A 12,135-nucleotide genomic window follows, 5' to 3' on the forward strand; every position below is an offset into this window, starting at 1 on the left:
CGACGCGAACCGCCGTCTGCTGTGCGCGGCTTGCCCGCGCTCCGTACGTCCGTCATTAGCTCTTCTGCACCGGCAACCTCGCCGCCAGCCGCCGAGTCGCTTGGCTCTTCCAGAGAGCCATTGTGACCGAGGTACACAACACCTCGCACTGTAATCTGGCCTCCAGGAGGCACGATTGTCCCGGATCTCGGCATGGCGAGCAGACGACGTGGTCACGTATGACGTGATGCGGGAGTCTGCGACGACGCTGATTGCACTGTTGCTTCGAGCAGCCGGGCTCGACCCTCGAGCGGCCGATCGCATTACGCCCGAGATCGCAGATTGGCGGGACGACGTTCTCACCGTCGACGCGTACGACCGCGCCGCCGTCACAGCGTTGGTAGAGCGGATCAACACCCGCTCCCACGAACTCACTGGGGAGACGTCGTGAGCGACTGGGAGCTCAGCAACGAGAACCATCAGGAAGTTCTGCGGCGCGACATCCTGCCGCTCTACTTCCCGCCCGCAGTCTCAAGCGATGATCCGACGCTCGTCTTGCTGATCGGCCAGCCCGGAGCCGGTAGGTCTCGGTCAACGGGCCAACTGATCGCAGAACACGGGGCCGACGTCGCGGCGCTGAACGCGGACGACCTTGGGGCGTTCCATCCGCGCTTTCTCGAGCTCGCTGCCTCTCGCTCCCCTGAAGCATCCGCGGCCCTTTCTCGCGCCACCGCCGGATGGGTGCGCGACTGCGTCCGATTCGCCCGTGAGAACCATCGCTCGTTGCTCCTTGAGGGAGCGTTCCAAGACCCGTCGATCGCCCTAGCCACGGCGGCACGGTTCGCTGCAGAAGGATTCGCTACGCGCATCGTCGTCGTCGCCTCGCGACGCGCCGAGAGCTTGATGTGCGTTGTGTCGCGATACTTGCGCGAGGTGCATGCGGGTGCTCCTGCGCAGTACACAAGCCTGGCTGCGCATGATCGCGGATTCACCGCTACACGATCGCTCGTTCCCGCCATCGAAGAGTCAGCAGCCGTGGATCGCCTCACAGTGCTGGGACGCGGCGGTCGGGTGGCCTTCGACGCGCAACGCGCGGGAGCAACAGATGCATTCGCCGGCGCTGACGCGGCACTGGCGGCTGCGCAATCTGCCCGAATGAGCCGACTCGATGCGACGCAGTGGTTGAGTGAACTGCACCACGTCACCGACTTCGCGACCTCCAGACGTGATCTGTCGCGCGGCGTGACCGAGTCGCTCGTCGAGCTCCACGCCATTGCGCTGGATGAGCTGATCCCCGAACTGCACGTCCCCACGGGCGGGAAGTTCGCGATGGTGATGGCGCAGAAAGTATCCGCGCGCCTCGAACTGCTGCGTCGTTCGTTGCGGACGGAGGAGGCGGTGGATGCTGCGACGCCGATCTTGGTGCCGGGTGGCCCCGAGCATGGCGGGCTGTCGCGCTGAGGCCTGCGAGTCGAACTAGGGAAATCTAGTAAAGTCTAACCGAGTCTAATATTTCGCTAGACTCGACTAGATATCCCTAGGCTTCCCTCGATTTCGTCAGCAGGAGGCGTCAGATGGATCCCGTACGGAACCCCTACTCACCCGGAGCGGGTCGCAAACCGGCCGCGCTTGTCGGACGTGACGATGCGCTTCAGACGTGGGCCATCGCATTGAAGCGCGCCGAGCTCGGGCGCACCGATCAGCCATTCGTGCTCTACGGGTTGCGCGGTGTGGGGAAGACGGTGCTGCTTTCGGAGTTCCGGCGCAACGCGCTCAAGAAGGATTGGATCGTTGCGCAGATCGAGGCCGGGTCGGGTAAGCCGCTGCGCGAGCTGCTCGGTGAAGCGTTGTACGCGCCTCTCGCGGATCTTGCACGGCCTTCCTCCGGGAAGCGGCTCCTGAAGGCGCTCAAGACCGCGGTCAGCTTCAAGACCTCGTACGACACCACCGGGACGTGGACGTTCGGACTCGACCTCTCCGGGACGCCCGGCGGGGGTGCCGACACCGGCATTCTGGACACCGACCTGAAGAAGCTCATCCACGATCTTGCGGACGCAGCCGAGGAAGAAGGCGTCGGCCTGGCAATCCTCGTCGACGAGGCGCAAGACCTCGCCGTCGACGAGCTCGTCACACTCTGCACGATCGCCCACGCGGCCGCCCAAGACAACTGGCCTGCGCTGTTCGCATTTGCGGGCCTGCCCAGTCTGCCGCGAATCCTCGCCGAAGCGAAGTCGTACGCCGAACGCTTCCAGTACTCGCGGATCCACCAGATCGACCAGAGCGTCGTGGCCGAGGCCTTGACAATTCCCGCCGCGCACGAAGACGCATCCTGGGACGATGATGCCGTCGACGTCGTGGTCGCAGCATCCGGCCGCTACCCGTACTTCATCCAGCAATACGGACAGGAGACCTGGAACGCAGCACCCGGATCCACCATCACCGCGCGGGATGCCGAGATCGGCGTCCTCCAGGGAAACAACCAGCTCGACAGCGGATTCTTCCGGGTCCGCTGGGACAGGGCCACGCCTTCCGAGCAGCAGTATCTCAGGGCGATGGCCGCCGACGGCGACGACGGCAGTTCCTCCGGAGAGATCGCGACCCGGCTCGGCAAGAAACCGAAGAGCATCGGCCCCGTCCGTGCCGCGCTGATCAGCAAGGGCCTCGTTTTCGCCCCGGAGCACGGCGTCGTCGCCTTCACCGTCCCAGGGATGGCCGCCTTCATCGGACGACAGATCGAGCTGTAGATCGCATCCTGACCACTCTTGCGTCGGCTTCCTGGTAAGTGGCTACGGACGCGACCGGAGGGGTGCGCAGTGCCGGGACCGTGAAATAGCGGACCGAGCGCAGCGAGGGAGCATATGCCGCGAAAGCCCGGAACGGAGCACCCCGCAGGGAGCTACGATGAGCCACCAGGAAAGACGCCTGCCCGACATCGGCAACCGTCTCGCGCAGGACACATCGCCTCACTCCTCCGCGAGGTCGGCGAGCATCGCGATGAACTCACGGCGGTTCGCGGTAGGTTCGGTGACCATCACTCGGATCGCCGCTCCTAACTGATCTCGCTGCCCCGCTGGCAGGCCCGCAAGCGGCGCGAGACACCAGTCCTGGTCTTCGTCGAGCGTGTAGCCGGGCTCCTCTGCTTCCTTGTCGGGATAGTAGGTGAATGAGGAGACCGCGACCCGGTAGAGGGTCGCCTCGACGTCGGTTTGGTCGATTGCAGGCACGGCGTTCGTCGTGGTCATCGGTTCATTCCCATCGTCTGGTTCGGTTGCAGCATCGGGTGCGGTGCCGCAGGGTCGAGGTGGTGCGGATGTCGCGGAGGCTCGCGGTGCCGGAGTTGATCGTTGATCCGCTTGCCGATCGCGTCGAGGCGCACCTCTTCGATCTCTTTCGCGCTGCGCCTGGACTTCGGCGTCGGCTTCGGGCCCGGAGGTTTGCGGCCGAGTTCCTTCTCGAGCCGCTCCAGGACCTCCCGCTTGTCAGCAAGGATGCCTGCGGCGCGGATCCGCTTGCTCTGCCGCTTGAAGGCGGCCAAGAGCTCGGGCGGCGTTGGCGGCCCTTTGACCATGCGGTTGATCGCGCGCTTGCCCCACGTCTGAGCGAAGAACGCGCTCGCCGCCGCATCATTCGCGGCGACGTCATCCGCGGTACTGACGTGCAGCCGGCGCACCGGCAACCCCAACTCGCGGCGGCGCTTCTCACGGTCGCGCCACGCGGTTTGCTTGGCCATTTCCTTCTCCCGGTTCTCGGCGTACCTGGCACGGCGCCGGGCCTTGATCTCATCAGCGTTCTCGGCGTAGTACTTGGCCCGCCGTTCGAGCTCACGGAGCGGATTGGCGCGGTACTTCGCTCTGTTCTTGGCGTTCTCTCGCTCCTTGTGCCCTTCCCTCCAGCGCTTCGCCCTCCCCCGCCGCAACTCCTTGTACCGCTCCGGGTCGCGGGCACGCTGTGCGACCCGGTACTGACGCTGCTTCTCGAGAAGCTCCTCGCGGTGCTCCGCGTAGTAGTCACGCGCGTAGGCGCGGCGGCTTTCGACTCGAGCCTGCTTCTTGAAGTAGAGCTGGTGGTAGGTGTGCGCGATCTTCACCCGCACGTCCTCGGTCTCGTGTTCGATGCGTTCGAGGGCGTCATCATCGTCGGACATGGCTTGCCTTCCTCGTCAGGCCCGCCGAGGAGACCTGTAGCTGTTCACTCGCGATTCTCCTGGCGTGGACGGCGAGAGCGTCGATGAGGTCGGGGCGGAATCCCGACCAGTGATGCTCCGGTTCGTCGTCGACGATCACGACGGGCGCTTCGGAGTAACCGAGCTCGTCGGTGAGGAAATCCCGGATCGCCTTGTCGGCATCACGTGTGATGTCGATCACCGTGTGTCCGATGCCGACCGCGTCCAAGCGTTTGCAGGTCAGCGTGCAGCGGATACATGCGGGACCTGTCGAGTACACAGTCACGGTGGTCATCGCCACCCCCTCACCGAGGCGACGGAATGCGTCAGCGCTTCGATCGGCAGCCTGAGTGGTAGCGCACCTTGCTCCCAAGCGTCGCGGGCCCTCTTGCGCCGCCGTTGAGTGGCGCTCCACCCAGAGCTAGAGCCAGCAACAGTATGCCGCGGGGGGCCGGATGGGCCGGGCGCCAGATCCTCTGATCCGTTCTTCTGGTTCGAGATGGCGACAATCCGCATGAGCATGACCTCCAATAAATGCGGAACTCAAAAAGCACTTGACATCAGTACACTCCTAAGTCGTATAGTCAGTCAAGAGCAATCTGCGGAACGCATGTGCGATAAGGCAAAATAAGGGGGTGAAGGTCGACGTGAAGACACTTGACGGCAGGAAGATGGCTGCGACGGATGCCACTGAGGTCGTTGGGTCCGCACTGCGCATCGCGCCAGGTTTCGTAGCAACCGCCATTGATGAAGCGGCTGGCGTCGAGACCACCATTGAGGCGCACTACCTCGAGGATCGAAACCGCTACGTCATCACGACGATCCTCAATCGGGCAGTGGCATCGGACTTCAGCGAGGATCGATTGAAGCATGCGGCACCGCAATCGATCCTCCAGGTCGCGATCCCCCACTGCATCGCCCTACTGCTCGACGACAGCCCCGGTGCGAAGTGGACCACAGTCTCGGACCTCACGACAGTCGACGGTCGCATTCTGCCGCCGTGGATGGCTCAGGCAGTCGTGAAGAGAGGCATGAAGGATGAGCGCTGGGAGGTGATCGAGATCCTGTACGGCACGGCCGCACTCGCGGATCTCCCGCCCGTCAAGCTGATCTCCCTGGAACTCGATGTTCCGGAGCGGACTGCTTCGGACTGGATCCAGAAGGCTCGCGCGGCGGGCTGGCTGGTCGGCATGACGTCAAACGTCGGCCGACCGGCGAATGCCTAACCTCCTCCACACACCCGCACCGACCAATTGCGGATTGGTGAGCGTTCCCGTGCCCGCGCCGGCGAACGCCCTGCTCACCTGACTCGAGAAGCGAGAGGAGATCATCATGCCCCAGCACCACCGCGGCACCAAGACCGTTGCATCATCAAGGGCCGCCACCACCGCGAAGGGCAACACTTCGCGCGATGGAGACCGCCTGGAGTGCCTCTTCTACTCCGAATCCGAAGCCGCGGCACGGCTCGGACTTCATCGAACGACTCTGCGGGCTCTTGCACTGGCTGGCCACGCACCGATTGAACCAATCGTCTTGACCGAGCACCGCCGGGTCTACCGCCGCGTTGACATCCTTCGACTGGCAGGGATCGAACCATGAGCATCGAAACCCGCCGCACCAAATCGGGTGTCCCGCGCTATCAGGTGCGGATCAAGCAACACGGCCGCATCGTTGCCATGGAGACCTTTCGCCGCAAGTCCGATGCGGAGGCCTGGGAGCGCGATCAGTACCGAGCAATCCAGTTCGGTGAGTTCATGCCACCGGCGCAGAGCTCAAAGTCATTCGCCGAGGTTGTTGAAGACTTCTTGGCATCTCGTCTGGGCCAAGTGGCCCCGCACACCTGGCGTACGGATCGGGACAACCTCGCCAACACCCCGAAGGGATGGGCGGGGCTCCCGATCAGCGCGATCTCCGAGGGAGACATCCTCACCCACCTGACCAACGAGTTGAAGACGAAAGCGTACTCGACCGTGTCGCGCGCCCGTACCACGCTCAGTGCGCTGTTCCAGTACACGGTTCGCGAACGCATGCGCCTACGAAACCCGGTCCGCGGTGTACCCATGCCTGCCGGCGAGCAGAGCGACGATCGCGACGACGAGGTCAATCCGCCGACGGACGATGAGCTCGCCGAGACGCTCGCGCTGCAGCGCAATCTGAATCTGCGCATGGCCGACGTCACCGAGTTCATCAGCCTCACCGGCCTCCGATGGTCGGAGCTCCGCGCCAGCCGCATCCGCGGACTGCAGGAGGTGCCGTTCCCGGGCATCCGAATCTCGCGTGCACAGTCGGACGGATACCAGGAGAAAGGCACGAAAACGAAGAACACCCGCACAGTGCCGCTCACGGCACGCGCACTTGAGATTGCGCGTGGACACGCCGGCGAGCGTAAGCCCGGCGAGTACTTGTTCGTCTCGAAGACCGGCAAGCAACTCCGAGGGAATCTCTTCCGCCGATACGTCAAATGGAGCGAGACCTCGTTCGGCCACACGATCCACGACCTCAGGCATTACGCAGCCTCGAGCTGGCTACGCGCTGGGATCCCGGTGCACCAGGTTGCGAAGTGGCTAGGGCACAAGAACGCGGCGACTCTGTTGAGAATCTACGCTCACGTGCTGGGCGAAAGGCAGGAGATCGCCGCACTCCAGCATCTGGATGGTCTTCAGACGGTTCGCGCTGAGTACGCATCGCACGTTGAGGATCCGAATTTAAGAGCTGCGCTGAGCGAGATCCAGCTAGACAAGAGCATGCTCTGATCAGGACTTTTTATGGCGGAGACGAGGGGATTTGAACCCCTGGACCCCGTGAGGGGTCTCCACCTTAGCAGGGTGGTGCACTAGGCCGGACTATGCGACGTCTCCAGGCATCCGACCCGAAAGCACGGATGCACGTAGTAATCATAACTGCTCCCGCGGGCGGGCACGAACCGGCGCCCTCCCGCGGCTGGCCGCTACTCGCGGACGTTGCCGTTCGAGCAGGTCTGCTGGGCCGCGGAGTTGCCCTTGATGGAGTCCGGCAGCGCCACAACGGGCTGCGACGGATCCGGCGTCGCGGCCGGATCTGTCTCGCCAGGAGGCGGGTCCGTCACGACGACGCCGTCCCTGTCGGTGTTCACGTGGGTGATCTGCAACTGCGAATTGGCGTTGATCGCGTCCCACATGGCCGCCGCGGCTTCCTCGTCCGGGATGACCTTGTTGGGGTCGTCGTAGTCCGTGACGTTCGGGTATTGCAGGAAGACGATGTCCTGGAACGGCACGTTCTTCACCGCGAGCGCGATCTGCACGATCTTCATCGGATCGGCGAGCGATTGACTCGGCTCGAGGTTCTTCACGCCGGTGGTCGCGAGCTTGAGCATCACCGGGATGTTGCCGAGCGTCTCGCCGCTGATCATCTTGCGCGCCAGGCTCGTCATGTACTGCTGCTGGTTGCCGATGCGACCGAGGTCGCTGCCGTCGCCGACGCCGTGGCGGGTGCGGAGGAACTGCAGCGCCTCGATCCCCTGGATCGTGTGGTTTCCGGCCGCCATGTCGAGGCCGGTGTGATCGTCCTGGATGGGGTTGGCGAGGCACACGTCGACGCCGCCGATCGCGTTCGTGATCTCGATCACGCCACCGAACGTGACGGATGCCGCGAACTGGATCTCCTGGCCCGTGAGCGCGGAGATCGTCTTCACGACGCAGTTGAGGCCACCGTCGGTGTACGCCGTGTTCAGGGGCTGCTTGCTCATCCCGGAGCGGACGTCGCCGTCGGCATCCACGCACTCCGGGATCGGGATCATCAGGTCGCGCGGGAAGCTGACGGCCGTGATGCGGCGGGGTTCCTCGGAGACGTGGATCAGCAGGTTCACATCGTTGAGGGTGCCTTCCGAATCCGGACCCGAGCAACGCTCGCCGAAGTACTGCTTGTACGCCTCTTCACAGGTATCGACGCCGGTGAGGAGCAGGTTGAATCCACCCTTGTACGCACCGATGTCCGGCGGGAGCTCCTCCTGGCCCTCGAGCTCGACGGCGTTCGCCGTGACCGTGCTGGCGAGGTCGTAGAACACATACGCCGCGACGCCGATGCCGCTGACCAGCACCACCGCCATCGCGATGCCGATGAGCTTGAGCAGCTGAGAGGCCGTGCTGGGCGTACGCAACTGACCATGCCGCGCGATGGTGCGACGGCGTCGGGTGTTCTCGCTCAATCGGGGACCTTTCGGCTCTGCATGCGGTGCGTTGGGGGCTTACACCGTGCTCAATTCTGCGGAGGGTAAGGGATTCGAACCCTTGAGACATCTCTGCCCACTGGTTTTCAAGACCAGCTCCATCGGCCGCTCGGACAACCCTCCCGATAGATGCATCTACCGACAAGGCGTGAGTCTAGCCGAGTTCCATTCTCTCGCGCCGACCTGGGCGGGTCCTGGATGTGCATGTCTCAGCCGCTCGACTCCCGTACGACGAGTTGCGGCTGGAAGCGGACGGAGCGGTCATGATCACGCGGCTCTTCGGATGTCTCCTTGAGGAGCAGGTCCACCGCGGTCCATCCCAGCATGCGCGCCGGCTGGCTCACCGAGGTGAGCGGGACGACCGTGGCGGCAGCGAAGTCGATGTCGTCGTAGCCGACCAGCGCGATGTCCTCCGGGACGCGGATGCCGCCACCGAGAGCGAAGGCTTGAAGCAGTCCGACCGCGAGCAGGTCGTTGGCGGCGAACACGGCGTCCGGGCGGTCCGCCGGCACGCGCGCGACGATGTCCTCCCCCGCTGCGCGTCCGTTCAGCACGGTCAGCCCTCCGCGCTCGATCACCTCGAGCGTCGCCCCACCGACAGCATCCACGGCTGCGCGCGCGCCCTGAAGACGATGTGCGACCTGCGGGATCGACGTCGGCCCGGCGAGGAAGGCGATCCGCCGGCGCCCGCGGTCGAGCAGGTGCGCGACCGCGAGGCGCCCACCCTCGACATCGTCGACCGCGACCGACGCGAACTCCTGATCCGGGTCCTCACGGTCGACGAAGACCACGGGCACACCGGCCTCCTTCAGCGCGCGCAGTGCGGTCAGGTCGTCGGAGACGGGTGTGACCAGCAGACCGTTCACCCGCTGCTCGCGGAACAGCTCGAGATGAGCGGCCTGTCGCGTCGGGTTCTCGTCGCTGTTGCCGAGGAGGACGGTGAGTCCGGCTTCGGCCGCTCTGTCCTCGGCTCCGCGTGCCACCTCGGCGAAGAACGGGTTGCCGACATCGGGGACGACGAGGCCGATGCTGCGACTGCGGCCGGCCCGGAGCTGCCTGGCCGCATCGTTGCGGACGAACCCGAGCTCGCGGATGACCCGAAGCACCCGTTCCGCCGTGGCGGGCGCGACCCGATCGGGCTGGTTCAGCACGTTCGAGACGGTGCCGACCGATACGCCGGCGGTTGCCGCGACATCCTTGACGCTCACCGACATGGTCACCTCTGCCCTTCTCGCATCGCCGTCCAGTGTGACACGCGACTCAGCGTTTCCGTTCGCCGACCGCCACCACCGCGAACACGAGGCAGCCGACGCCCGGAACGATCAAGGGGAGCAACTGCCAGGTGACGACCGCGGTGAGCACGATCGCCGCGGCGAGGTACGCCGATCCCATGGCATCCGCTCCGATCCTGGCGGGCACGGCGCGAACCGCGGCGAGCCATCCGCTCGTCGGCGACCAGCCGGCGGCGGCCGTCAGGGTGGCGAGTGCGACGAAGAGCAGACCGAACACGCCGACCACACCGACCACTGGCCCGCCGGGCAGCACTCCCCCGCTCGCGAGCAGTACATCCCAGACCAGCAACGCGGTCGCCGCGACCGCGACCGCCCCGACGCCCAGTCCACCGAGGAGCGCCCCCTGCACGTCCCGCAGGAAGAGCCCGACGCCGGATGCCTCCGCCCGCAGGTGACGACGCAGATGACGGATGCCGGCGGCGAGCGCGGCCGGCATCGTCACGATCGGCAACGAGCACGCGACCACCAGGATACCGACCCACATGACCTCCGCGAACAGGGCGTATCGGTTCACCGCGCCCGGCCAGCGCAGCACGCTGCCGTCGATCTCCGGCCTGCGGGTCCGCGCCCGCGGCATGCGCCGTGTCATCAGCCCTTCAACCCCTGCGTCGCGACGCCCTCGACGAGGAAGCGTTGGAAGATCATGAAGAACGCCAGCACGGGCAGCAGCGCCAGCACGGAGACCGCGATGGTCGCACCGAGATCCGAGGTGGAGGTCTGGTCGTTGAAGATCCGCAGCGCGAGCGGCACCGGCTGCTTGCTCGGTGAATTGAGGTACAGCAGCGGCCCGAGGAAGTCGTTCCAGCTCCAGATGAACGCGAAGATCGACGACGTGATCAGCGCGGGCTTGATGAGGGGCAACGTGATCGAGAAGAACACCCGCGGGTGACCTGCCCCGTCGATCCGCGCCGCCTCATCGAGCTCGCGCGGCAGACCGCGGATGAACTGCACCATGAGGAAGACGAAGAATGCCTCTGTGGCCAAGAACTTCCCGATCAGCAGCGGCACGAAGGTGTCGACCAGCCCCAGATTCCGGAACAGCATGTACTGCGGAATGATCAGCACGTGGAACGGCAGCAGCAGCGTTCCGATCATCACCGTGAAGAAGACCGCCCGACCCCGGAAGTCGATCCGGGCGAAGGCATACGCGGCCATCGACGAAGAGATGACGACGCCGATCACCGATCCGACCGCGAGCAGCAGCGAGTTCAGGAAGAACTGCCACAGCGGCACGCCGCCCACGCCGCCGAGCACCGTGAGGTAGTTGTCGAAGGTCGGGTTCTGCGGCAGCAGCCCCTGGTTGGCTCCGAACTCGGAGTGCGGCTTGAAGGACGCCGCGAACATCCAGATGAGCGGGTAGAGCACGATCGCGGCGAGGGCGATCGCGATGATCCCCCAGATGATGGCGATGGTCCGCGACCGCGTGCGAGACCGGCCGACCGGAGCCGCGCGGGCGATCCGGTTCTTGTCGACCGTGAGCAGGGTTCTCGTCTCGCTCATCGCGAGTCACCTCCGTAGTGCACCCAGCTTCTCGAGGTGCGGAACATCAGGAACGCGATGATTCCGACGACGATCAGGAGCACCCAGGCCATCGCCGAGGCGTAACCGAGTTGCCCGTCGCGGAACGCACGCGTGTACAGGTAGACCGTGTAGTAGTTCGTCGCGCCGGCAGGTCCCCCGGTACCGGAGCCGATGATGTACGCCGACGCGAAGATCTGGAAGGCATTGATCATCTCCAGCAACAGGTTGAAGAAGATGACGGGGGACAGCATGGGCAGGGTGACGTTGAAGAATTTGCGCCAGGGGCCTGCGCCGTCGACGGATGCCGCTTCGTACAGCTCGGCCGGCACCCCTTTGAGACCGGCCAGGAAGATGACCATGGGGGCCCCGAACTGCCAGACCGCGAGCAGGATCATCATCGGCAGCACGAGCGCCGGGATGCCGACCCATCCGCCCATCTCGATACCGAACAGGCTCAGGGTGCCGTCGACGGGACCGTCCGTGGCGAACATCGCACGCCAGACGATCGCGATCGAGACGCTGGCGCCGATCAGCGACGGCGCGTAGAACGCCGACCGGAAGAAGCCGGAGCCGCGCGAGCGCGCGTTGAGCAGCATCGCGACGCCGAGAGCGGCGGCCAGTTTGATCGGTGTGCCGATGAGGACATACCCGAGCGTGATCTGGACGGAGCCCCAGAACTTCTGGTCCCCCATCATCCGCTCGAAGTTCGCAAGCCCCGTCCATTGGGGCGAACTGAAGATGTCGTACGTCGTGAACGCCAGATACAGCGAGAACAACATCGGCCCGGCCGTGAGACCGATGAAGCCGAGCAGCCACGGCGAGAGGAAGACGTAGCCGGCGACGGTATCCCGGCGGGAACCGCGCCGTCGGGATACCGCCCCTCGACCATCGGCCGAGGGGCGGCCACCGGAATCGGCGACGCGTGAAGCACTCGGCGCGATCGCCGATTCGGTGGACATCGCAGTGATCCTTTCGAG

The 12,135-nt window shown here is 65.2% G+C and carries 13 protein-coding genes and 2 tRNA genes; 5 read left to right on the plus strand and 10 right to left on the minus strand.

Going from position 1 to position 12,135, the window contains the following annotated elements:
- Window positions 1-208: 208 nt before the first annotated feature.
- The 3 genes from MRBLWO13_RS01755 to MRBLWO13_RS01765 all read left to right on the plus strand — a co-directional run bounded on the left by MRBLWO13_RS01755 (window position 209) and on the right by MRBLWO13_RS01765 (window position 2,723).
- Entirely contained in the window at window positions 209-430 is a 222-nt protein-coding gene (locus MRBLWO13_RS01755; protein ID WP_341976050.1) for a hypothetical protein, read from the plus strand.
- Window positions 427-1,440, plus strand: a complete 1,014-nt coding sequence (locus MRBLWO13_RS01760) for a zeta toxin family protein (protein WP_341976051.1) — start codon at window positions 427-429, stop codon at window positions 1,438-1,440. Before MRBLWO13_RS01755 ends, MRBLWO13_RS01760 begins: the two co-directional genes overlap by 4 nt.
- Window positions 1,441-1,553: 113 nt before the next feature.
- Complete coding sequence (locus tag MRBLWO13_RS01765) at window positions 1,554-2,723, plus strand: ATP-binding protein (protein WP_341976052.1); 1,170 nt, start codon at window positions 1,554-1,556, stop codon at window positions 2,721-2,723.
- 219 nt (window positions 2,724-2,942) lie between these two features.
- On the opposite strand, the gene MRBLWO13_RS01770 is transcribed toward MRBLWO13_RS01765, so the two are convergent.
- From MRBLWO13_RS01770 to MRBLWO13_RS01780, 3 genes are read right to left on the minus strand one after another with little or no spacing between them, the layout of a single operon-like run.
- Window positions 2,943-3,221, minus strand: coding sequence for a hypothetical protein (locus MRBLWO13_RS01770; RefSeq protein WP_341976053.1), 279 nt, complete (start codon window positions 3,219-3,221; stop codon window positions 2,943-2,945).
- Entirely contained in the window at window positions 3,218-4,123 is a 906-nt protein-coding gene (locus tag MRBLWO13_RS01775) for a hypothetical protein (RefSeq protein WP_341976054.1), read from the minus strand. Before MRBLWO13_RS01775 ends, MRBLWO13_RS01770 begins: the two co-directional genes overlap by 4 nt.
- Window positions 4,110-4,436 carry a glutaredoxin family protein gene (locus MRBLWO13_RS01780; protein ID WP_341976055.1) on the minus strand — a complete coding sequence of 109 codons (327 nt, stop codon included), beginning with the start codon at window positions 4,434-4,436 and terminating at the stop codon, window positions 4,110-4,112. Before MRBLWO13_RS01780 ends, MRBLWO13_RS01775 begins: the two co-directional genes overlap by 14 nt.
- Before the next feature lie 352 nt (window positions 4,437-4,788).
- Here MRBLWO13_RS01780 and MRBLWO13_RS01785 point away from each other — a divergent pair, with 352 nt between their 5' ends.
- Window positions 4,789-5,367, plus strand: coding sequence for a hypothetical protein (locus MRBLWO13_RS01785; RefSeq protein ID WP_341976056.1), 579 nt, complete (start codon window positions 4,789-4,791; stop codon window positions 5,365-5,367).
- Between the two features lie 369 nt (window positions 5,368-5,736).
- Window positions 5,737-6,894 (plus strand): site-specific integrase, encoded by a 1,158-nt coding sequence (locus tag MRBLWO13_RS01790; RefSeq protein ID WP_341976057.1) that lies wholly within the window; start codon window positions 5,737-5,739, stop codon window positions 6,892-6,894.
- Between the two features lie 13 nt (window positions 6,895-6,907).
- Here MRBLWO13_RS01790 and MRBLWO13_RS01795 read toward each other — a convergent pair.
- The 7 genes from MRBLWO13_RS01795 to MRBLWO13_RS01825 all read right to left on the minus strand — a co-directional run bounded on the left by MRBLWO13_RS01795 (window position 6,908) and on the right by MRBLWO13_RS01825 (window position 12,117).
- Window positions 6,908-6,999: transfer RNA gene (locus tag MRBLWO13_RS01795), tRNA-Ser, on the minus strand.
- A gap of 89 nt (window positions 7,000-7,088) precedes the next feature.
- Window positions 7,089-8,324, minus strand: a complete 1,236-nt coding sequence (locus tag MRBLWO13_RS01800) for an LCP family protein (protein ID WP_341976058.1) — start codon at window positions 8,322-8,324, stop codon at window positions 7,089-7,091.
- Between the two features lie 59 nt (window positions 8,325-8,383).
- A tRNA-Ser gene (locus MRBLWO13_RS01805) sits at window positions 8,384-8,468 on the minus strand.
- 86 nt (window positions 8,469-8,554) lie between these two features.
- Window positions 8,555-9,559: a LacI family DNA-binding transcriptional regulator gene (locus tag MRBLWO13_RS01810; RefSeq protein ID WP_341978256.1), complete on the minus strand. Its 1,005-nt coding sequence runs from the start codon at window positions 9,557-9,559 to the stop codon at window positions 8,555-8,557.
- 46 nt (window positions 9,560-9,605) lie between these two features.
- Window positions 9,606-10,226 (minus strand): hypothetical protein, encoded by a 621-nt coding sequence (locus MRBLWO13_RS01815; protein WP_341976059.1) that lies wholly within the window; start codon window positions 10,224-10,226, stop codon window positions 9,606-9,608.
- Complete coding sequence (locus MRBLWO13_RS01820) at window positions 10,226-11,137, minus strand: carbohydrate ABC transporter permease (protein ID WP_341976060.1); 912 nt, start codon at window positions 11,135-11,137, stop codon at window positions 10,226-10,228. Before MRBLWO13_RS01820 ends, MRBLWO13_RS01815 begins: the two co-directional genes overlap by 1 nt.
- Entirely contained in the window at window positions 11,134-12,117 is a 984-nt protein-coding gene (locus tag MRBLWO13_RS01825; RefSeq protein WP_341976061.1) for a sugar ABC transporter permease, read from the minus strand. The genes MRBLWO13_RS01820 and MRBLWO13_RS01825 overlap by 4 nt, the downstream gene beginning before the upstream one ends.
- Window positions 12,118-12,135: the final 18 nt, after the last annotated feature.

Origin of the sequence: Microbacterium sp. LWO13-1.2 (assembly GCF_038397725.1) — a bacterium.
In the GTDB taxonomy this organism is placed as follows: domain Bacteria; phylum Actinomycetota; class Actinomycetes; order Actinomycetales; family Microbacteriaceae; genus Microbacterium.